Consider the following 21592-nt stretch of genomic DNA (forward strand, 5'->3'; position numbering starts at 1 on the left):
ATGCAATATCTGGCGATAGGCGTCCGGTGCTTTCTCGCGGCCATCTTCCTGGTCTCCTTCGCGAGCAAGGTCAGCGGGCGAGCGGCGTTCACGGCTTTTGAGGCTTCGGTGGCTGAGCTCTCACCCTTTCCGGCCTTCTCCCATCGGGCGACCGCCGTCCTTGTGTTATGTGTCGAGGGCGGCGTTTTCGTGCTGATCGCCATGCCCAGCGGAACGGCCGTGCGAAGCGGATGCGTCGCCGCGCTGGGAATCGTGCTGGCGTTCACGTTCGCCATCATCCCGGCGGTACGGAAGAAGGGGATCGCCGGCTGCCGGTGTTTCGGCTCGTCGAAGACCCCGCCGGGCGTTCACCATCTTGTCCGCAATCTGGTCATCATCGTCATCGCCGCGACCGGGATCACGCTGACCCCCGCCCTGCACCGGCCGGCCGCGGGCGGCGTCGTGATCTCGGTGTGCGCCGGGCTGCTCATGAGCGCGGTCATCATCATGTCGGACGACCTGGTGGAGCTGTTCCGGCTGCCGCCGCGGACTCGCTAGTGCTCACCGGCGAACCCACTGTGCGCACCGAAGGGAGAATCCATGGCGTTCCTCATCGCCGCGACCGTGTTGGTGGGGCTCCTCTGCTGCCTCAATCTGATCCTGCTGTACGGGGTCATCAGACGGCTCCGGGTGCACGCGGAGATGCTCGCCGGCAATCCTCTGCCCGGCGCTCCGGCCATGATCGCCGCGGGGGACGCGGTGGGCGACTTCAACGCCCGCACGGTGGACGGTGAGGAACTGAGCCGAGCGGAGATCTCCGACAAGACGATGGTGGGCTTCTTCTCGCCGAGCTGCGAGTCGTGCAAGGAGAAGATTCCGCGTTTCCTGGAGCTGAGCCGGATGCGGCCGGGCGGCCGCGGGCAGGTTCTGGCCGTCATCGTCGACGACCACGATGAGGCCGGCGAGTTCGTCGACGAACTGAACCCGGCCGCCCGGGTCATCGTCGAGAGGTACGACGGGCCCGTGAGCAAAGCGTTCGGGACCAGCGCTTTTCCGGCCATGCTGACGGTCACCCGGGACCATCATGACCGGCTGGTGGTGGAAACCGCGCAGGTCGGGATCAGCTGACATGCGGGCCACGGGCTTTCGCACCATGATCTCCCGTGCCCGGCTGGCCTTCTCGCTCGCCGCGCGGGCGAGTCCGGGACCGTTCGTCCTCTACGTGGCGATGGCCCTGGTCGGCGGCGCGGTTCCCGTGCTGAACGCATGGCTGCTCAAGATGGTCGTCGACGGCCTGGCCGGACACGCTCCGATGACCGGGCTGACCGCCATCGCCGCCGGGATGGCCGTGACCGGGCTGGTCATCACGTTGACGCCCCAGACGACCCAGTATCTCCGTGCGGAAATGGATCGTTCGGTCGGATGCCTCGTCCAGAACCGGCTGTTCTCGGCGGTCGAGCGCTTTACCGGGCTGGCGCGTTTCGAGAATCCGCACTTCCTGGATCATCTTCGGCTGGCGCAGCAGACCGGGGGGATCGCGCCGAGCCAGGTCGTCGACGGCATTCTGAGCCTCACCAGGGTTTCCATCACCATTATCGGTTTCCTCGTGTCCCTGTCCGTGATCAGCCCCATGCTGGCCGCTCTCGTCCTGGCCGCCGGCGTGCCGACGCTGGTCGCCGAGCTCGTACTGTCTCGTAAACGTGCTGGGATGCTCTGGGAGATCGGCCCGGCCGAGCGGCGCGAAATCTTCTACAGCGAGCTCTTGACCAGCCTTGAGGCCGCGAAGGAGATCCGGCTGTTCGGCATCGGCGGGTTCCTGAAGAACCGCATGCTGGGGGAGCGGCGCACGGCGAACGCCGCCAAGCGCGCGGTGGACCGCCGGGAACTGCTCGTCCAGACGGGACTGGGCGTTCTGGCCGCCGCCGTGGCGGGCCTCGGCCTCCTGTGGATCATCGGCGAGGCGGGGAACGGCCGGATCGCCGCCGGCGATGTGATGATCTTCATAACCGGGGTGGCCGGGGTGCAGAGCGCGCTCGGCGTGCTCGCCGGGGACGTCGCCCGCTCCCATGAGGCTCTGCTCCTGCTCCGGCATTTCGTCGCCGTGACCACCGCCGAGCCGGACCTGCCGGTGGCCCCGCGACCGGACCGCGTGCCGCGGTTGAGCCGCGGCATAGAGTTGCGCGACGTATGGTTCCGCTATTCGCCGGATCACCCCTGGGTGCTGCGGGGGGTCGATCTCTTCATTCCCGCGGGCGCGTCCGTCGCCCTGGTCGGGCTGAACGGGGCCGGGAAATCGACCCTGGTGAAGCTGCTGTGCAGGCTCTACGATCCGACCAGCGGATCGATCCATTGGGACGGTGTCGACCTGCGCGACATGGAGGTCGCCGATCTCCGGCGGCGAATCAGCGTCGTGTTTCAGGACTACATGAACTATGACTTCACCGCGGCGGAGAACATCGCGCTCGGTGACCTCGAAGCCCTGGACGACGGGGAGCGTATCCGGCGGGCCGCCGAACGCGCCGGCATTCACGCGAAACTTGCCGGGCTGCCCCGCGGTTACCAGACGCTGCTGTCGCGAATGTTCTTCATGGAGTCGGAGAAGGGCGACCTTGAGAACGGTGTCGAGCTTTCCGGCGGGCAGTGGCAGCGGCTGGCGCTCGCCCGGGCCTTCGTCCGGGACGGATGCGATTTCATGATCCTCGACGAGCCCTCGTCCGGACTCGACGCGGAAGCGGAGCACGATATTCACGCATCGATCCGCCGGCACCGTGCCGACCGGACGAGTGTGCTCATCTCCCACCGGCTCAGCACCGTCCGGGACGCGGACGCCATCGTGGTGCTGTCGGAGGGAAGAGTGGTGGAGCGCGGTGACCACCAGGCGCTGATGAGGCTCGATGGCAGGTACGCGGAACTCTTCGGGCTCCAGGCTTCCGGTTACCGGGATGCCGCCGAGTCAGAGATGCAGTTTGCGGACGACGACCCCGAGCATACGGCTTCCCGGTAGCGGGCCGAAGTGACGGGAGTCGAAGCTCGCGGCCGGATTGTCACCGAGAACGAAGAGATGACCGGGAGGCACCGCCGGCTTCTCGGCGAGGCCCGGATCGCAGGACGGCATCTCGTCCCCGGCGGTCGCGGAGACCCTCTTGATGATCCAGTTCCTGGTGCCGGGCGGGTCCGGCGGGCCGGGCGGAGGGGACGTGGACCAGTGCGGCTCGGCGAGTTCCCCCTGAACGACCGTGGTCGGGGACTCCACCACGACGACGTCACCGTTCCGGACATGCCGGCAGGGGAGGCGCTTCACGAGGACGCGGTCGCCGTCATGAAGGGCCGGTGCCATGCTGTCGCCGGACACCGTTACCACCGTCATGGCCGCCCGCCCGTAACGAGGCCGCAAAAAGACGCGGCAGAGGCTCAGCAGGGTGCTTTTCAAGCCGCCATGGCGAAAATCTGCATTCCCGCCGTTCGCTCTGATGGTCATCGCCCGATCTCGGAGAGATGCCGCAGCGAACACGGATCGATCACGTGGACACTCCTTCGGCTTCCCCGGGGGGACGATGACGACGCGTGAGCTATCGGCTCAACTGGGGTCCGTGCCTCCGGCGGCGGCCGCGAATGGCGATCGCAGTGCGGCCGAGGTACGGGTCGCACTGCGATCACCTTGAGACGTTCGCATCGATGAGGACCGGATGCATGGCCCTGTCTTCGGACGGAAGCGGCAAATCGGATTAGCGGCAGGAGCCGCATCCGTAGTTCTTGTGGACCAGCCAGGAGGTTCCTCCGGAGGAGCAGCGCCAGGTCTCCCGCCATTCCTGGCAGGAACAGCAGCAAGTGTTGATCCGGGTGCATGATGCCGCGGACGCTTCGGCCTGCGGTACGAATCTGGCCACCGCCCTGTCGGTCCATCGAGTGATGACTGTTTTCATGGCTGCCACCTTTCCTGGTGAGGATGCCGACAACGTAAACTACCGATCTGGCCATAGTCAATGATCTTGTAACTGAATTTTGGAACGTTGAGGGCGGGGGGCAATTTACGGTGTGCGGAGAGCCGGGCTGGAGGATGTCCGTAACATGCGGGACGGTAATCCCGGGAAGTCAGGGCAGCGCGATCTCGGCCGGGGCCGGGTCGGTGGCGGCGCCGACCGGGGGCGACCCGTAGAGCCGGACCGCCTTGGTCCTCGCGCCGCGCGGTATGTCGAACCAGAGGTCGAACTCGACGCGCATGGACGATCCGACGGACAGCCGCTCGGGCTGCCGTTTGATCATGGTGGCGTTGACGTCGGGGGAGTACGTCCTGCCGTCGGTGGTGACGAGACGCTGCTTCCAGGTGTCGAAGACCTGGATGTCGCGTCCGGTGTTGACGGCGAGGACGCGGACGCGGGTGAAGGCGCCCTTGGCGTCCATCGCGGCGTGGGTGCCCATGACGTCGGTCATGGCGCCGCTGAAGCCGATGACGGTGAAGCTCATGTCGGCGCTGCGCCCGGTCTTGCCCCGGGGGACCGACTCGCCCTCGCGGGCCTTCTCGGCGGGGATCTTGTAGGTCGGGAGCGACGTGGCGTGGCCGGAACCGGAACAGCCCGCGAGCGCGAGGATCGCGGCGAGGGCCCCGGAGAGGGCGGCGGCGGCCGGGCGGGTGCGCGGGTCACGGTGGCGCATGGTCCGGAACGTACGGCCGATCGGGACGCGGTGGAAGGGACGGCGTGTTTCCCGCCGCGACCGCAACCGGTCATCCGTCTATGCCGGTGTCGGGACGGAGGCGCCCCCGGACATGAGGTGACCCGGGATCACCTTTGGGGCCGTACGAACCTTCCCCGGGCGCGTACGTTGTCTACTCGGTGATCCCGGGCCGTGTCGATCCACGCTACAGACCCCGGGCGGCGTGCCGCAAAGAAAGCTTCGATCACGCTTTCGTCAGGTGGCGGGAGCGTCCCGCAGCATGCAGGTGAGCCGCGCGGTGCAGACCCGCCGGCCGTCCTCGTCGGAGATCACGATGTCGTAGGTGGCGAGGGTGCGGCCCCCGTGCGTGCGGGTCGCCACGCCCGTCACGTATCCCTCGGTCGCGGACCGGTGGTGGGTGGCGTTGATCTCGATCCCGACGGCGATGCGGCCCCGGCCGGCGTGCAGCGCGGCCCCGACGGATCCGAGCGACTCGGCGAGGACGCACGACGCGCCGCCGTGCAGCAGCCCGTACGGCTGGGTGTTGCCCTTGACCGGCATCCGGCCCACGACCCGCTCGGCCGACACCTCCAGGTACTCGACGCCCATCGTCCGCGCCAGGTCGCCGTGCCCGTCGAACTCCTCACCCGCGCTGATCTTCGCGGCCACCTCCCGCGGGCTCATGCCGCCGGTGTCAGTCACATCGCCTCCACAAAACTGTCGTACGCGCAGACTAGAGTCCTGGTGTGGTGACGACAGCAGCGACCCCTGACAAGCGTGACCGGCTTCTTCTGCTCGACGGGCATTCCCTGGCCTACCGGGCGTTCTTCGCGCTGCCCGTGGAGAACTTCTCCACCACCGACGGGCAGCCGACCAACGCCGTGTACGGCTTCACCTCGATGCTCATCAACGTCCTGCGCGACGAGCAGCCGACCCACATCGCCGTGGCGTTCGACCGCTCGGAGCCGACGTTCCGGCACGAGCAGTACGTGGAGTACAAGGCGGGGCGGCAGAAGACCCCGGACGAGTTCCGCAGCCAGGTCAGCCTGATCTTCGAGGTGCTGGACGCGCTGCGCGTCCCGCGGCTGTCGGTCGCCGGGTTCGAGGCCGACGACATCATCGCCACGCTGTCGGTCCAGGCCACCGAGGCCGGGATGGACACCCTGGTCGTCACCGGCGACCGGGACGCGTTCCAGCTCGTCAACGAGCACGTCACCATCCTGTACCCGGTCCGCGGGGTATCGGAGCTCGCCCGGATGGACCCGGCCGCCGTCGAGGCCAAGTACGGCGTCCCGCCCGAGCGCTACCGGGAGCTGGCCGCGCTGGTGGGGGAGAGCAGCGACAACCTGCCCGGCGTGCCCGGCGTCGGCCCGAAGACCGCCGCCAAGTGGCTGACCAAGTACGGCGACCTCGACACGCTCGTCGCCCGGGTGGAGGAGATCAAGGGCAAGGCGGGCGACAACCTGCGCGAGCACCTCGCCGGCGTGCTGCGCAACCAGCAGATCAACAAGCTCGACACCGAGGTCGGGCTGGAGCTGACGCCGCCGCAGCTGACGATGGGCCAGTGGGACCGCGAGGAGATCCACACCCTGTTCGACTCGCTGCAGTTCCGCGTCCTGCGCGACCGGCTGTACGCGACGCTGTCCGCCGCCGAGCCCGAGGCCGACGAGGGCTTCGAGGTCGAGATGGACGAGCTGGAGCCCGGCGCCCTCGGCGCCTGGCTGGAGGCCAATGCGGGCGACCGGATCGGCATCGCGGTCACCGGCACCTGGGGGCGCGGCACCGGCGAGATCACCGCGCTGGCCCTCGCGTCCAAGAAGGGGCCGGCCGTCCACCTCGACCCGGCCGAGCTGATCGAGGACGACGAGCGCGCCCTGGCCGCCTACCTCGCCGACCCGGGACGCCCCAAGGCGGTCCACGACGCCAAGGGCCCGATGCTGGCCCTCGCCGCGCGCGGCATGACCCTGGCCGGCGTCACCAGCGACACCGCGCTCGCCGCGTACCTCGCGCTGCCCGGGCAGCGGACGTTCGACCTCGCCGACCTCGTCCTGCGCTACCTCCAGCGTGAGCTGCGCAGCGAAACCGAGGCCACCGGGCAGCTCACCCTGGACGGCTCCGGCGAGGAGGAGGCGGCCGAGGCCCTCGCGGTCCGCGCGCGCGCCGTCGCCGAACTGGCCGACGTCCTCGACAGGGACCTGGAGAAGCGCGGCGCCACCCGCCTGCTGCACGAGGTGGAGCTGCCGCTCGTCCGCGTCCTGGCCGATATGGAACGCGCGGGCATCGCCGTCGACGCCGACCACCTCGCGCACCTGTCGGCGTCCCTCGGCGGCCAGGTCAAGGACCAGGAGCAACAGGCGCACAACGCCGTCGGCCACGACTTCAACCTGGGGTCGCCCAAGCAGGTGCAGCAGGTCCTGTTCGACGAGCTGAACCTGCCCAAGACCAAGCGGACCAAGACGGGCTACACCACCGACTCCGAAGCCCTCACGACCCTGCTGGAAAAGGACGGCCACCCCGTCCTGGAGCACATCCTGCGCTGGCGCGAGGTCGCCAAGCTCAAGAGCATCGTCGACTCCCTCATCCCGATGGCCGACGACGCCGGGCGCATCCACACCACGTTCAACCAGATGATCGCCGCGACCGGCCGGCTGTCGTCCACCGACCCGAACCTGCAGAACATCCCGATCCGCACCGCGGAGGGCCGCCAGATCCGCGAGGCGTTCGTCGTCGGCGACGGCTACGAGTCCCTCCTCACCGCCGACTACTCGCAGATCGAGCTGCGCATCATGGCGCACCTCTCCGAGGACGAGGCCCTCGTGGAGGCGTTCGGCTCCGGCGCCGACTTCCACACCATCACCGCCTCCCGCGTCTTCGGGCTCCCGCCCGAGCAGATCGACTCCGAACTCCGCGCCCGCATCAAGGCCATGAACTACGGCCTCGCCTACGGCCTGTCCGCCTACGGCCTCTCCCAGCAGCTGCGCATCTCCCCGGACGAGGCGCGCGGCCTCATGGAGGAGTACTTCGAGCAGTTCGGCGGCGTCCGCGACTACCTCCGCGACGTCGTCGCCAAGGCCCGCCAGGACGGCTACACCCAGACGATCCTCGGCCGCCGCCGCTACCTGCCCGACCTCACCTCCGACAACCGCCAGCGCCGCGAAATGGCCGAGCGCATGGCCCTCAACGCCCCCATCCAGGGCTCCGCCGCCGACATCATCAAGGTCGCCGGCCTCAACGTCGACCGCGCCCTCCGCGAGGCCGGCCTCACCTCCCGCATGCTCCTCCAGGTCCACGACGAGCTCGTCTTCGAAGTGGCGCCCGGCGAACTCGACGCGCTGAAGACCCTGGTGAGCACCCAGATGGCCGGCGCCTACAAGCTGCGCGTCCCCCTGAACGTCTCCATGGGCACCGGCCGGACCTGGCAGGACGCCGCGCACTGACCGCTCCCCCCGGCGCCAGGCGCCGCGGTCTTCCTTGAGCCACATTTGGCGGAAGCGGGGGCGAGGGCGGGTGGTGGGCGGGGATCACGCGGGTACGCCAATGGGTGTCCATGATCGTCCGGGGGTCGTAGGCTGTCCCCCTGGTCCTGTCCGGGTCTAGCGGCGGGGGTGTCGTGCCTCTCCTTCACAAGATCGCTGGAGTCATGATCGTTTGCGCCGTGATCCTGGGGCTGACGTTACCGGGGGAGCGGCGGGGGCGGGACGAGGGGAACGCGGCCGAGCGGGCCGGGGCGGCGTCCGGGGCGACGCCCCCGGCGCGGGCGGCCAGGGCGGGCGGGACGGTGCCGCCGACGGGGTCGGCCTCGCCGCGGGCGTCCGCACCGACGTCCGCGCCGCCGACGCCGATCGCGGCGGCCGCCGCCGGGGCTGTGGCGGTCAAGGCCAACGAGCTGGGGCAGGTCCCGGTGCTCATGTACCACCGGATCCTGAACAAGCCCCAGATGTCGCTGGACCGGTCGACCAAGGAACTGCACGACGAGCTGACACGGCTCGCGAAGGACGGATACTGCCCGATCACGGCGGCGGAGTTCGTCGGCGGGCGGTTCAACGTGCCGGCGGGCAGGCACCCGGTGGTCCTGACGTTCGACGACAGCACGCCGGGGCATTTCGGGCTCGACGCGCAGGGCGGTCCGAAGCCCGACACCGCCGTGGGGGTCATCGAGCAGGTCGCGCGGGAGAACCCCGGATTCCGGCCCGTGGCGACGTTCTACCTGAACAAGGACCTGTTCGGGATGGACGACGCCCAGGCGGCGGCCGGGCTCGCGTGGCTGCGGCAGCACGGGTACGAGCTCGGCAACCACACGGTGAACCACCCGAGCCTCTCCGGCATGTCCGAAAAGGGCGTCCGCAAGGAGATCGGGGACATGGAGGACCGGATCGTCAAGCTCACCGGTGCCCACACGACGACCTTCGCGTACCCGTTCGGGGCCGTCCCCAAGAAGAAGGCGTGGGCCGAGAAGGAGGACGGGCGGTACGCCTTCCAGGGGATGTTCCTCGCGGGCTGGCGGCCGTCGGTGTCGCCGTTCGACGGCGACTTCGACCGGTGGCAGATCGACCGGATCCGCTCCGAGGGCAAGATCAAGGAGAACGACTGCACGAAGTACTGCTCGGTCGCGTGGCTCGACTATCTGGACAAGAACCCCGATGAGCGGTACACCTCTGACGGAGATCCGAACACCGTGACGTTTCCGAAGAGCGCCGAGGACCGGCTCGCCAAGGAGTACCGGGGCCGTGCGCGAACATACTGATCATCGCCGCCCCGGGCGGATTGACCACGGGAGACCTGGTCCCATATCCTGAGCGCTGCGCTGTGGGCTTGCGCGTGCTTCGGACGGAGCAGGCTCGCGCTCGGTCAGGTCGGCGACAACGGTTCGGTTCACTGACACGGCACTGTCCGCGTCCCATTCCGGTCTTCGGCAGGGCGGATAACGGCCCTCCGCGCACAACCCATACGACTTCCATGTCCGTACCGGAGCCAGCCGACATATGACGAGCAGCACCGAGGCCACCTCGACCACCCCGCAGGTAGCGGTCAACGACATCGGGTCCGAGGAAGCCTTCCTCGCGGCGATCGACGAGACCATCAAGTACTTCAACGACGGCGACATTGTCGAAGGCACTGTCGTCAAGGTCGATCGTGACGAGGTCCTCCTCGACATCGGCTACAAGACCGAGGGGGTCATCCCCTCGCGTGAGCTGTCCATCAAGCACGACGTCGACCCCAACGAGGTCGTCTCCACCGGCGACCACGTCGAGGCCCTCGTCCTCCAGAAGGAGGACAAGGAGGGACGGCTGATCCTGTCCAAGAAGCGCGCCCAGTACGAGCGCGCCTGGGGCACGATCGAGAAGATCAAGGACGAGGACGGCATCGTCACCGGTACCGTCATCGAGGTCGTCAAGGGCGGTCTCATCCTCGACATCGGCCTGCGCGGCTTCCTGCCCGCCTCGCTCGTCGAGATGCGCCGGGTCCGCGACCTGCAGCCCTACGTCGGGCGCGAGCTCGAGGCCAAGATCATCGAGCTGGACAAGAACCGCAACAACGTGGTCCTGTCGCGCCGCGCCTGGCTGGAGCAGACGCAGAGCGAGGTCCGCCAGACCTTCCTCAACACCCTGCAGAAGGGCCAGGTCCGCAAGGGCGTCGTGTCCTCGATCGTCAACTTCGGCGCGTTCGTCGACCTCGGCGGCGTCGACGGACTGGTGCACGTCTCCGAGCTGTCCTGGAAGCACATCGACCACCCCTCCGAGGTCGTCGAGGTCGGCCAGGAGGTCACGGTCGAGGTCCTGGACGTCGACATGGAGCGCGAGCGCGTCTCCCTGTCGCTCAAGGCGACCCAGGAAGACCCGTGGCAGCAGTTCGCCCGCACCCACCAGATCGGCCAGGTCGTTCCGGGTCGCGTCACCAAGCTGGTGCCGTTCGGCGCGTTCGTCCGGGTCGAGGAGGGCATCGAGGGCCTGGTGCACATCTCCGAGCTCGCCGAGCGGCACGTGGAGATCCCCGAGCAGGTCGTCCAGGTCGGCGACGAGATCTTCGTGAAGATCATCGACATCGACCTCGACCGGCGCCGTATCAGCCTGTCGCTCAAGCAGGCCAACGAGGGCGCCGTCGGCATCGAGGAAGAGGACTTCGACCCGACGCTGTACGGCATGCCCGCCGAGTACGACGAGCAGGGCAACTACAAGTACCCCGAGGGGTTCGACGCCGAGACCGGCGAGTGGCTGCCGGGCTTCGACGAGCAGCGCGAGACCTGGGAGCGGCAGTACGCCGAGGCCCGCGCCCGCTTCGATGCCCACCGCAAGCAGATCGAGGAGGCCCGCAAGGCCGAGGCGGAGGCCGACACCGCGCCCGCGGCCGGCGGCGAGACCTCCTACTCCGGCGGCGGTGAGAGCGAGTCCGGCGGTGGCGCCCTCGCCACCGACGAGGCGCTCGCCGCGCTGCGGGAGAAGCTCTCCGGCGGTCAGTGAGCCCCTCGCGGACGAGATGGATCCGGTGACGGCCCGCTGACCGCGGGCCCGGCCGCCCGCGCGGCGACACCGGCGCAATTCCGGGCACGGCCGGAGAACGATCTTTCTGGATCGGCCTCCGGCCGTGCTTCGGTTGCGCCACCATTGCCGTGCGGACCGCGTCGCCGCAGCCTCGCGTCCGCGGAGGGCCGCGTCATCCCGAAGGTCCGCTCGTCACGCTCGTCCCCCGGGAGCAGTCGTTCAATTGGCCAGCACAGACGCCAACACCGCCGTCGGCACCAGGACCGGCGACCCCGCCGCGGCCGGCCCGTCGATCGTCCCGCAGGGCCCCGCCCGGATCGCGCTGATCGCGGTCACGGTCGCGGTGCTCGCGCAGACCCTGCGGTTCTCGCTGCCGCAGCTCGACCACTTCGCCGACCAGACCGGCACCGCGGTCGCCGCGCTCGGCGTCCTGGTCGTCTACCTCGCCGGGTTCACCGCCCCGCTGATCCGCCGCGCCGCCGGGCCGCGCGGGCTGCTGCTCGCCGGTGTCGGCGGGCTGTTCGCCGTCCGGCTCCTCGCGCAGGCCATCGACCCGGGCACCTGGCTGGCGTTCGCCGGGACCGCCATCGGCATGATCGCCGTCGCGGCGCTGTACGAGGGCGCCCGCGGGCTGTCCGGCGTCGGGTTCGCCACCGCGGTCGTCGCCGGCCTGTCCATCGACAGCGCCGTGCGGATGTGCTTCGCCACCTGGGACCCGGTGTGGCGGGACGGCATCGGCCCGTGGCTGGCGTGCCTGGCGTTCGTCGGCGTCGGCGCCGTCGCGCTCTACCGCGAGCTGGTGTCCGGGCCCGTCGCCGCGCCCGGGGTGTCCTGGCGGGACGCACTGGGCGCCGCCGCGCTCGGGCCGTTCCTGGCGCTGCAGGTCCTCGTCCTCGCCAGCCCCGCGTTCGTGGCGTCGTCCGGCTGGCAGTCGCTGACCGGGGCGCATGTCGCGATCGTCATCGGGCAGGGCCTCGCGCTGGCGTTCCTCGCGTCCGGCCTCGCCGTGCGGGCGGTGCCGGGCGGCGTGTGCGTGCTCGGCGGAACCGTCCTCGGGGTCGGCGCGGGCGCCGTCGCCGGGACGTACGCGATCTCCGGTATCGAGGTCGTCCCCGTCGTGATCGTCGGGCAGGTGATGGCGGCGTGGCTGCTGGCCGTCGCGTGCCGGGCGCCGCTGCGCCGCGCCGGGACCGGCGGCCCGGTCTGGCGGGTCGACGCGGGTGCCGCGCTCGGCGGCCTGCTCATCGCGGTGATCCTCATCCCGTACCAGGTCAGCGCCGTGTCGCCGCTGCCGTTCCCGAACAACCTGCTGCCCGGTCTCGCCGGCATCGCGCTCGGCGCGCTCGCGGCCATCGCGGCGGCCCGCGGCGGCCCGCTGCCCGCCCGCGCCCCGCTGCGCGCCCTGACCGCCCTCACCGCCGCCGCCCTGCTGCTCATCGGCACGCTGGTGTTCACCGTGGTGGCGCCGGACGGGAAGGCGCCGGCGGCGCCCGGCCCCGGCCAGGTCCGCGTGGTGAGCTACAACATCCACGACGCGGTCGACCAGTCCGGGCGGCTCGACCCGGAGGGCATCGCCCGCGTCATCGAGGGCCAGCGTGCCCAGGTCGTCCTGCTGCAGGAGGCCGGGCGGGGGTCGCTGACGTCGGGCACCACCGACGTCGGCGTGTGGCTGTCGCGGCGGCTCGGCATGAAGCTGATCTGGGGCCCGGCCGCCGACGGCCAGTTCGGCAACGCGATCCTGACGTCGCTGCCGGTGCGCAGCTCGGGGACGGGCCGGATGCCGCGCGGCGACTGGTCGCAGATCCGCGGGTACGTGTGGGCGCGGCTGGCCGTCGGCAAGACCACGATGGACGTGTGGTCGACGCACCTGGAGGGCGGCGACGACCGGGCCGGTGAGCGGTCCCGGGAGATCGCGGCGCTGCTGCGGGCCTGGGGCGGCGCGCCCCGCACCCTCATCGGCGGCGACTTCAACACCGACGCGGGCAGCCCGGAGCTGGCCGCGATGACCGAGGGCACCGACCTGCGCAGCGCCGCCCTCGGCGGCGAGGCGTACCCGACCCGGCCGGACGGCGCCACCAACGACTGGATCTTCGGCTCGGACGGCGTCCTCGTCACCGACTACGACGTGCCGAAGTCGGACGCGTCCGACCACTATCCGGTCGCGATCACCGTCCGGGTCGGGCGGTGAGCGGACCCGGCGGCGGGCCGCCGCCCGGGTGTGCGGCATGAGGATCGAGCGGGCGGTCCCCGCCGACGCCGGGGAGATCCTGACCGTCCAGCGCGCCGCGTACGTCGCGGAGGCGCAGTTGTACGGCGACCCGTTCATCCCGCCGCTGGTCGAGTCGATCGAGCAGCTGCGGAAGGTCCTCGCGGGGGACGCGGTGGTGCTGAAGGCGGTGCTGGACGGCCGTCTCGCCGGTGCGGCCCGCGCCCGGTTCAGTGACCGCACGTGCCTGGTGGGGCGGCTCGTCGTCGCCCCCGACCTGCAGGGCCGCGGCATCGGGCGGCGCCTGCTGACGGCTCTGGAGGACGAGGCCGCCGGCCGCGCCGACGCGTGCGTGCTGTTCACCGGGCATCTCAGCGAGGCGAACCTGCGCCTGTACCGCCGCCTCGGCTACACCGAGACGCGCCGCGAGCGCGTCGCCGCGCACCTCACCCTCGTCCACATGCGCAAGCCGCTCGTCCCCGCCGGAACCGCGTAGCGGCCGCGCCGCTAGGGTGACTCCCGTGCTGAAAGTGGGACTCACCGGCGGAATCGGGTCGGGCAAGAGCGAGGTGTCGGCGCGGTTGCGCGAGCGCGGCGCCGTGGTCATCGACGCCGACAAGATCGCCCGGGAGGTCGTCGAGCCGGGCACGCCCGGCCTCGCCGCCGTCGTGGCGGAGTTCGGCGGGGACGTGCTGCTGCCGTCCGGCGGCCTGGACCGCGAGAAGGTCGGCCGCATCGTGTTCGGCGACCCCGCACGGCTCGCCGCGCTGAACGCGATCGTCCATCCGCTGGTGGGGGAGCGGATGCAGGAACTGATGGACGCCGCCCCCGCCGGCGCGGTCGTCGTCTACGACGTCCCCCTGCTGGCGGAGAACGGCCTGGCCCCCATGTACGACGAGGTCATCGTGGTGGACGCGCCGGAGGAGACCCAGCTGGACCGCCTGGTCGCCCGCCGCGGCATGACCGAGGAGGACGCCCGCGCCCGCATGGCGAACCAGGCGTCCCGCGCGGACCGCCGCGCGATCGCCACCCGCATCATCGACAACTCCGGCACCCTGGACGACCTGAGAACCCAGGTCGACGCCCTCTGGGAGACCCTCACCCGCCGTGCCACGCCCTAGAAGGGGGCGTCGAGGGGAAGGCGGTGGACTTCGGGGAGGTAGGGGTCCAGTTCGCCTGGTTCGAAACGGCACATGCCGACCGCGTACCAGAATTCGGCGGTGGCGTTGCCCTCCGATTTGTAGCGGCCGTCGGGGGCCAGGGCGGCCCAGCCTTCGGGCAGCCCGAGGAGGGTGGCGCGGCGGGTGGGGGCCGCGTGGCCGGCGACGTCCCACAGGATGACGGCGCCGTCGTCGCCCGCGGTGGCGAGGAGGTCGCCGTCGGGGTTGAAGGCCGCCGACCAGACGCGGCGGGTGTGGCCGGGGAGGGTGTGCAGGAGACGCCCGTCGGACGGGTCCCACAGGCGCACCACCAGGTCGTCGCCCGCGCTGGCGAGCATCGTGCCGGACGGGTGGAACGCCGCGGTCCACAGGCGGCCCGTGTGGGCGGTGAGGATGTGCAGGACGTCGCCTGTGGCGGGGTCCCAGATCCGGACGGTGCCGTCGTTGCTTGCACTGGCGAGGATCTCACCGGACGGGGAGAAGGCCACCTGGTAGACGCGGTCGGTGTGGCCGCGCAGGACGGCGGCGAGGGCGCCGGTGCGGGGGTGCCAGAGCCGGACCAGGCCGTCGTCGCAGCCGGTGGCGAGCAGGTCGCCGTTCCGGTGGAAGTCGATGGAGCGGACGCGGCCCCGGTGGTCGGCGAGTTCGACGATCTCGCGGCCGGTCGTCCAGTACCAGATGCGGACGGAGTCGTCGTCGTTGGCGGTGGCGAGGAGGTCGCCGCCGGGCGCGAACGCCTGCGCCCACACGTGGTCGGTCTCCACGTTCAGCTCGCGTTCGAACGTGCCCGTCCCCGCCTGCCACAGGTGGACGCCGCCGTCGTTGGTGGCGGTGGCGAGCTGGGTGTGGCGGGTGTTGAACGCGGCGGAGGTGAGGTTGTCGGCGACGCCGCGCAGCTCCCGGATCATCCGGCCGGTGCGCGGCTCCCACAGCCGGACGAGGCCGTCGTTGCCGCTGGAGGCGAGCATGCCGCCGTCCGGGCTGAACGCGACGCCGGTGACGCGGCGGCCGTGGCCGCGCAGCACGACGCGGCACCGCCCGGTCTCGGCGTCCCACAGCCGGGCGGTGCCGTCGTTGCTGCTGGTGGCGAGCTGCGTGCCGTCGGGACGGAACGCGAACGGCCACACGGCGCCGCGGTGCCCGGCGAGTTCGAGGCGCTGCCGCCCGGTCCCGGGGTCCCACAGCCGGACGGAGCCGGCGCTGTCGGAGGTGGCGAGACGTCCGCCGTCCGGGCTGAACGCCGCCTGGTAGATGGCGCCCTCGTGGCCCGGCAGGACGCTGCGCTGCCGGCCGTCCGCCCAGATCCGGACGGACCCGTCGGTGTCGCCGGTGACGAGGAGGTTGCCGCCGGGGTGGAAGGCGATGGCGTAGACGCGTCCGGTGTGGCCGAGGAGTTCCCGCCGGATCTCGCCGGTGCGGATGTCCCAGAGCCGGACGACGCCGGCCTCGTCACCGGCGGCGAGGACGGAGCCGTCCGGGTGGAAGACGGCGCGGAACACCGCGCCCCGGTGGCCGGTCAGCTCGCGCCGCAGCGCGCCCGTGGCGAGGTCCCAGACGCGCAGGGTTCCGCCCGCGTCGCCGGTGACCATGAGGGAGCCCGCGGAGTCGAACACGGCGGTGTAGACGGGCGCGGTGTGCCCGGGCAGCTCGTGCAGGAGGGCACCGGACGCGATGTCCCACACGCGGACGGTTCCGTCGGCGGCGCCCGCCGCGAGGAGGCCGGCCCCGGAGGGGGAGAGCCCGCCGGTGACGACCGGCCACACCCCTTCGGGATGGACGGTGAGGATGTGCGCGCAGTGCCCTGTGGCGAGGTCCCAGATCCGGACGGTTCCGTCCGCCGAACCACTCGCCAGGAGGTTGCCTTCCGCGTCGAACGCCACCGCGTAGGTGCGGTCGGTGTGGCCCTGGAGCGTGCGCAGGGGAGTGCCCGAGACGGCATCGCACACGAGGACGCCGCCGTCCTCGCTGCCCACGGCCAGTACGGAGCCGCCAGGGCTGTAGACGAGCGGCTGGGGGAGGCGGCTGGTCTGGAAGTGGAAACCGTAGGGGACGCCCACCGCGGGCGGTGCGAGCTGGATGTCGATGGGATGCCCGGGGGCGATCGCGGCCTCGCGCAGCTCGGGCGCGGCGGCGACCCGGGCGGGGAGCGCGGCGTCCACGAGGGCGGCGCGGGTCCAGCGGCTGCCGTCGACGGCGACGTCCCGCAGGTCGGCGCGGGCGAGGCGGGCCCGGGACAGGTCGGCGCCGCGCAGGTCGGCCCCGGTGAGCCGCGCCTCGTCCAGGCGGGCCCCGGCCAGCGACGCGTCCCGCAGGACGGCGCGCGACAGGTTCGCGCCGACGAGTTGCGCGTCGGTGAGGTCGGCGCCCGTCAGGTCGACCTCCTGCAAGTCGCGGTAGGACAGGTCCTCGCCTTGCAGGCGGGCGCCGCGCAGGTCGGTGCGCGCGGGGGTGCGCAGCCGTGTCGTGATGCGGATCGCGTTGGCGCGGGCGATGTCGTCGGCGTCGGGGTCGGCGAGCACGCCGGCCGCCCAGTCCTGGCAGGCTCGCGTGTCGGCCAGGTCGCACAGGAAGTCGACGGTGAGCTGGGTGAGCGTGCGATGCCCCAGGGCGGCGGGGGCCGCGCCGCCGGCGAACTCGTCCGCGATGTGCCGCGCGACGAGCCACTCCATCACCGAGGTGTGGATGAACCCGAACAGGCCCTCGTCGGTGCGGACCAGCAGGCTCCCGGCGCCGACGGCGTGCGTCACCTGGTGCGGGGACATCCGGCCGCCGGCGAGGCCGGTGAGGGTGTCGGCGACGTCGGCGAGCTCGGCGAGCCGCAGGAACTGCTCGTTGCCCTCCCACAGGCGCAGCGCGAGCGTGCCCACGGCCCGCCACATGTCCTCGGCCTTCAGCCCGGAGGGCCCGCCGGCGCCGCCGACCCGGTCGGCCTCGTGGGCGAGCCAGGACGACAGGATCTCGTGGTAGAGGTCGGCGGGGCTGACCGCGCGGCGGGCCTGCGCGACCGCGTGCAGCCGGTCCTCGGGCAGGTCGGCGATGAACGAGAGCATCCGCGGGTTGGGCGTCAGCGCGAGCAGCTCCTCGATGCCCGCGAGCAGGCTCAGCCGGGCCTCGGCCGCGCCCTCGTCCCCGTACCGGTTCACCAGGTACGAGCGGACCTGCGGCGGCGTGAACTCCTCCAGGCCGAGGACGCGCCGGTGCGGCAGCACGCCGACCTTCTCGCCCAGCGCGGTCAGTACCTGTGCCTGCGACTTGAAGTGCTGGGTGCGGCTCGCCACCACGATCTTCGCCTTGTCCCGGGCGGCCTGCAGCAGCGTGTCGAGGTGGTCGGCGGCCCGGTCGTAGGTCATCCGCGTCACCAGCTCGTCGAACCCGTCGAAGAGCAGGACGATGCGTCCCTGGCGGAGCATGTAGTGGAACGCCTTGAGGTCGATCAGCTCCTCGCCGTGGTTGGCCAGGTGCGCGGCGACCAGGCCGTCCACCGAGTGCGCCTTGTCGAGGGCCCGCAGCTCGATGAGGATCGGGATGACGTGCGGCAGCTCCTCGGGGATGCGGCGGGCCAGCTCGCGCAGCGCGAACGTCTTGCCGCGCCCGAAGTCGCCGAGCAGCAGCAGGAACCGGCCGTGGTCGGCGGCCAGCAGCCGCAGCATCTCGGCGACGACGTCCTCGCGGGCGCCCCCGGCGGGCGCGTCGTCGCCGGCCGGGGTCCCGGAACGGAACCGGTCGAGCTCGCGGTACCGCTGCGGGACGTACAGGGACGGCGGATACAGCCCGTCGCCGGCCAGCCGCCGCGTCTGCGCCGTCACGTACTCCGACAGGTCGAGCAGCCCCTGGAACTCGGTGAGGCTGCGCACCCGGATGCCGCGCCGCAGCGCGTCGTCGCGCAGGGCACGAGGCGGTGCCGGCCCCAGGTACACGAGCTCGGACCCGTGGTCGGCCCCGTCGGCGTGCACGTGCCGGACGAACGCGTCCACGTCCGCCTCGGTCACCTGCCCGACGTGGGCGCCGATGCGGTACTGGCGGACGAACCCGTCCTCCAGGTGGGTCAGCAGCAGGTGCGGCGGGTCGGACCGGCCCTCCTCGCGCGCGGGCGGGACGATCCGGCGGATGGTCGCGCGCTCGAACCGCGTCTCGCACGCCTCCGTCAGCCGGTCGAGGAGCCGCGCCGTGGGATCGGGCACCGGATCGGCGGCGCCGTCGCCGGCCGGACCCAGTTCCGGGGCGGGCGGGGCGGGCGGGGTCTCGGCACGCGGCGGCGGGAACGTTCCCCGGACGTTCGGCCATGACCGTTCGAGCCGCTCCGGGCCGCGGCGGGCGGCGTCCTCGGGAATCCACCGTTCCAGGCCGTCCCGGCGCAGGACGACGATCTGGTGGCGGCCGGGGCCGAGCGCGGGGACGGCCGGGACGCCGCCGCCGAGCTGCGGAATCGCACCGAACTCCGACCCCGTCCCCTGGAAGAACAGGTTGACGTGGCCGCCGAGAAGCGTTTCCACCGTCTCGGGGTCGCGCAGCGCCCCGGGCTCACCGGAGATGGGCGTGTGCTCGATCGCCCCCAGGCGGAGCCAGCCCTCGTCTTCGAAATGGCGCAGCCGCTCGTTGAACCAGGCGGCCTGGGCCTGTCCGACACGTCCGTACCGGTCCTCCTCGCGGTGGGTCTGCGGCAGGGTCGAGTTGAGACCGGCCACCACGACCCGCAGGTCCGGGACGGGGAACAGCGTCCACGGCTGCGCGCTGTCGAAGATCAGCGCGTCGATGCCCTGGTAGAACTCCTTGAACAGGCCCGCGTAATGCCGCCATTTCGGCCAGTACGGCGGCTGCGGCTCGATGTCGTCGGCCTCGCAGCCGGCGAAGTACGCCCGGCACGCGGCGCGGGTGACGTCGTGGGTGCCCGGCACGATGACGACGCGCTGCGCCTCCAGGCCGAGCAGCGCCCGCAGGCTCGTCAGGAACGACAGCGCCTCGGCGAACTCCTTGCGGCTCCCCGAGTGGGTGAGGTTGCCGGTGACGACCAGCAGGTCGGGCCGCGGCACGCCGGAGTCGGCCAGCCGCGTCACATCGCTCCAGATGCGGTCCTGCAGCTCGGTGGCGGTCGTCGGCTCGCCCGGTTCGGCCAGCGTCCGGCCGAACCGGGGCCCCGAGACGTGCAGGACGCTCAGCTCCTCGCGCGCCTCGTGCCCGGTGCCCGCGGCAGGGAACGCGGGCGCGGCCACGGGCGCCCGCCGGACAGGACGCTCCCCGACCGGCTCCTGCGGCCCGTCAGGCGGTTCCAGGCGGCCCGGCAGCACGTCACCGCCGCCCGGCGGCGAGAAGCCGCCGGGGAAGCCGGGGCCGTTGAGGGGCCGGGCGTGACCGGCGAGGGCCTCCCGGATGCGCCGCATCAGCAGCCCGCGCGCCTCGTCCGGATCGTCGATCCCCACCAGGTCCACATAGGTGATCGTGGACAGCAGCCCGTCGATCGGGCAGTCCTCGATCCGGACCGTCACGAGCTTGCGGGCCGGGTCGTCCGGATCGGCCCGCAGCGCCGCCATCCACTCCAGCCGCCCGTACCGGGAGCGCAGGTAGTTGCGCGACAGCACCGCCACCACGGCCTTGGCCTCCGACAGGCCCCGGTCCATGAAGTCGATGAAGTTGGTCCCGGGCACGAAGTCCCACGCCTGCATCATCGTCCGGTGCCCGGCGGCCTCCAGCTGCCAGGCGATCCAGGACGCCCATCGCTCGTCCGCGGGCGAGTAGCTGACGAAGAAGTCGGTCGGACGCTCCTGCCTGGGGTGGCCGCCGGGGGGAGTCATGCCGCCAGTATCGCGCGGCGGCGTGCGGAAAGCAGCGATCCGCGCCGCCCGAAGACCGGGCCGTCCGGGCGGGCGGGCTGTGGGATCATGACGGCCGTGCCGCCCCCGATGAAGACCCTGCGCCGAGCCGCCGGCGCCCTGGGCGTGCTCGACTGGATCCGCATCGGGGTGCTCGCGCTGGGGCTCGTGTTCGTCGCCACGGGCCTGCTGCCCGCCGACACGGCCCGGTCCAGCATCGGGCGGATCGCGCCCCTGCTGCTCTTCCTGTTCAGCGTCATCGTCCTGGCGGAACTCACCAAAGAGGCCGGGGTCTTCGACGCGATCGCGGAGCGGATGGCGCGGGCCGGACGCGGGAACTACGTCGCGCTCTTTCTGCTGTGCGTGGTGTTCGCGTCGCTCACCACCATCTTCCTCAACCTCGACACGACCGCCGTGCTGTTGACGCCGGTCATGCTGGCGCTGGCGGCGCGCGCGCGGATCGTCACCCTGCCGCTGGCCATGACGACGGTGTGGCTGGCCAACACCGCGAGCCTTCTGCTCCCGGTGTCCAATCTGACCAACCTCCTCGCCGCCGACCGGGTGGCTCTGCAGACCCGTGCTTTCGCGGCCCGCATGTGGATGCCGCAATTGGCCGCCCTAGCCGTCACCATGGCGCTGCTGTGGGTGTTCTATTGGCGGCGGCCCATGCGCGGTGAGGACGCCTATGACCCGCCCGACCTCGCGCCCGTGCGCGACCGGGTGCTGTTCTCCGCCACGGGGATCGCGTGCCTGCTGTTCATCGGGGCGATCCTGGCGGGCGTGCACACCGGGATCCAGCTCGGCATCGCCGCGGCCGTCGCCGCCGTCGTGGCCGTCGCCGCCTTCGCCGTGCGCGACCGTTCGGCGCTGCGCCCCGTCCTCATCCCGTGGCAGCTCATGGTGTTCGTCACCGGGCTGTTCCTGGTCGTTCCCACGCTCGAACGGTTCGGGCTGGACGATGTCATGCGCGCCCTCGTCGGCCACGACGGCGACGCGGCGGGGGCGCTCCGGGCGGCGTTCTCCGGGGCGGGCCTGTCGAACGTCCTCAACAACCTTCCCGCCTATGTGGCGGGAGAGTCGGCCGTACCGGCGTCCAACAAGGACCAGCTCCTCTCCCTGCTCATCGGGACCAACGTGGGGCCGGTCATCACGCCGTGGGGCTCGCTCGCCACGCTGCTGTGGTTCGAATGGTGCCGGCGGTGGGACGTCCGCGTCCCGATCCGCAAGTTCGTGCTCACCGGGACCGTCCTGGCGGTGCTGGGCTGCGCAGCCGCCGTCGGTGTTCTTCCGCTGACCCGGTAGGCGCCC

The 21592-nt window shown here is 71.5% G+C and carries 14 protein-coding genes; 10 read left to right on the top strand and 4 right to left on the bottom strand.

The window, feature by feature from the left end:
* The 3 genes from ACQP1N_RS13650 to ACQP1N_RS13660 are packed head-to-tail and all read left to right on the top strand — an operon-like array spanning window position 1 to window position 2983.
* Window positions 1-537: a MauE/DoxX family redox-associated membrane protein gene (locus ACQP1N_RS13650; protein ID WP_131732475.1), complete on the top strand. Its 537-nt coding sequence runs from the start codon at window positions 1-3 to the stop codon at window positions 535-537.
* Window positions 538-579: 42 nt separating this feature from the next.
* Complete coding sequence (locus ACQP1N_RS13655) at window positions 580-1107, top strand: TlpA family protein disulfide reductase (RefSeq protein WP_067806050.1); 528 nt, start codon at window positions 580-582, stop codon at window positions 1105-1107.
* Between the two features lies 1 nt (window position 1108).
* Window positions 1109-2983 (top strand): ABC transporter ATP-binding protein, encoded by a 1875-nt coding sequence (locus ACQP1N_RS13660; protein WP_067806053.1) that lies wholly within the window; start codon window positions 1109-1111, stop codon window positions 2981-2983.
* Here the strand turns inward: ACQP1N_RS13660 and ACQP1N_RS13665 are convergent.
* From ACQP1N_RS13665 to ACQP1N_RS13675, 3 genes are all read right to left on the bottom strand, one after another.
* Window positions 2933-3331, bottom strand: a complete 399-nt coding sequence (locus ACQP1N_RS13665) for a S26 family signal peptidase (RefSeq protein WP_067806057.1) — start codon at window positions 3329-3331, stop codon at window positions 2933-2935. The genes ACQP1N_RS13660 and ACQP1N_RS13665 overlap by 51 nt on opposite strands.
* 740 nt (window positions 3332-4071) lie before the next feature.
* Window positions 4072-4632, bottom strand: a complete 561-nt coding sequence (locus tag ACQP1N_RS13670) for a DUF4352 domain-containing protein (RefSeq protein WP_067806071.1) — start codon at window positions 4630-4632, stop codon at window positions 4072-4074.
* Between the two features lie 255 nt (window positions 4633-4887).
* Window positions 4888-5316: a PaaI family thioesterase gene (locus ACQP1N_RS13675; RefSeq protein WP_433232698.1), complete on the bottom strand. Its 429-nt coding sequence runs from the start codon at window positions 5314-5316 to the stop codon at window positions 4888-4890.
* Window positions 5317-5378: 62 nt separating this feature from the next.
* On the opposite strand from ACQP1N_RS13675, the gene polA reads away from it, so the two are divergent.
* From polA to coaE, 6 genes are all read left to right on the top strand, one after another.
* A complete protein-coding gene (polA, locus tag ACQP1N_RS13680; RefSeq protein WP_433231617.1) occupies window positions 5379-8069 on the top strand; it encodes a DNA polymerase I in 2691 nt (896 codons plus the stop codon).
* Between the two features lie 203 nt (window positions 8070-8272).
* Entirely contained in the window at window positions 8273-9376 is a 1104-nt protein-coding gene (locus tag ACQP1N_RS13685) for a polysaccharide deacetylase family protein (protein ID WP_433231619.1), read from the top strand.
* A 238-nt stretch (window positions 9377-9614) separates the two neighbouring features.
* Window positions 9615-11090 carry a 30S ribosomal protein S1 gene (gene rpsA, locus ACQP1N_RS13690; protein ID WP_067794036.1) on the top strand — a complete coding sequence of 492 codons (1476 nt, stop codon included), beginning with the start codon at window positions 9615-9617 and terminating at the stop codon, window positions 11088-11090.
* Window positions 11091-11334: 244 nt separating this feature from the next.
* The gene (locus ACQP1N_RS13695; protein WP_433231622.1) at window positions 11335-13299 is read left to right on the top strand and encodes an endonuclease/exonuclease/phosphatase family protein; all 1965 of its coding nucleotides are present in this window, start codon (window positions 11335-11337) and stop codon (window positions 13297-13299) included.
* A gap of 37 nt (window positions 13300-13336) precedes the next feature.
* Window positions 13337-13813, top strand: a complete 477-nt coding sequence (locus ACQP1N_RS13700; RefSeq protein ID WP_067794037.1) for a GNAT family N-acetyltransferase — start codon at window positions 13337-13339, stop codon at window positions 13811-13813.
* 25 nt (window positions 13814-13838) lie between these two features.
* Window positions 13839-14438 carry a dephospho-CoA kinase gene (coaE, locus tag ACQP1N_RS13705; protein ID WP_433231626.1) on the top strand — a complete coding sequence of 200 codons (600 nt, stop codon included), beginning with the start codon at window positions 13839-13841 and terminating at the stop codon, window positions 14436-14438.
* Here coaE and ACQP1N_RS13710 read toward each other — a convergent pair.
* Window positions 14435-20266 (bottom strand): TIR domain-containing protein, encoded by a 5832-nt coding sequence (locus ACQP1N_RS13710; RefSeq protein ID WP_433231629.1) that lies wholly within the window; start codon window positions 20264-20266, stop codon window positions 14435-14437. The genes coaE and ACQP1N_RS13710 overlap by 4 nt on opposite strands.
* A gap of 96 nt (window positions 20267-20362) precedes the next feature.
* On the opposite strand from ACQP1N_RS13710, the gene ACQP1N_RS13715 reads away from it, so the two are divergent.
* Window positions 20363-21586, top strand: a complete 1224-nt coding sequence (locus ACQP1N_RS13715; protein ID WP_433231631.1) for an SLC13 family permease — start codon at window positions 20363-20365, stop codon at window positions 21584-21586.
* Window positions 21587-21592 lie beyond the last annotated feature (6 nt).

This window comes from Actinomadura formosensis (genome assembly GCF_050948385.1).
GTDB classification, from domain to species: Bacteria; Actinomycetota; Actinomycetes; order Streptosporangiales; family Streptosporangiaceae; genus Spirillospora; species Spirillospora formosensis.

What these genes read in the sequence shown, in the direction of transcription:
- ACQP1N_RS13650 (WP_131732475.1), top strand. Translation starts at nt 1, where the DNA reads ATGCAATATCTGGCGATAGGCGTCCGGTGCTTTCTCGCGGCCATCTTC.
- ACQP1N_RS13655 (WP_067806050.1), top strand. Translation starts at nt 580, where the DNA reads ATGGCGTTCCTCATCGCCGCGACCGTGTTGGTGGGGCTCCTCTGCTGC.
- ACQP1N_RS13660 (WP_067806053.1), top strand. Translation starts at nt 1,109, where the DNA reads ATGCGGGCCACGGGCTTTCGCACCATGATCTCCCGTGCCCGGCTGGCC.
- ACQP1N_RS13670 (WP_067806071.1), bottom strand. Translation starts at nt 4,632, where the DNA reads ATGCGCCACCGTGACCCGCGCACCCGCCCGGCCGCCGCCGCCCTCTCC.
- ACQP1N_RS13675 (WP_433232698.1), bottom strand. Translation starts at nt 5,316, where the DNA reads ATGAGCCCGCGGGAGGTGGCCGCGAAGATCAGCGCGGGTGAGGAGTTC.
- ACQP1N_RS13685 (WP_433231619.1), top strand. Translation starts at nt 8,273, where the DNA reads ATGATCGTTTGCGCCGTGATCCTGGGGCTGACGTTACCGGGGGAGCGG.
- rpsA (WP_067794036.1), top strand. Translation starts at nt 9,615, where the DNA reads ATGACGAGCAGCACCGAGGCCACCTCGACCACCCCGCAGGTAGCGGTC.
- ACQP1N_RS13700 (WP_067794037.1), top strand. Translation starts at nt 13,337, where the DNA reads ATGAGGATCGAGCGGGCGGTCCCCGCCGACGCCGGGGAGATCCTGACC.
- ACQP1N_RS13710 (WP_433231629.1), bottom strand. Translation starts at nt 20,266, where the DNA reads ATGACTCCCCCCGGCGGCCACCCCAGGCAGGAGCGTCCGACCGACTTC.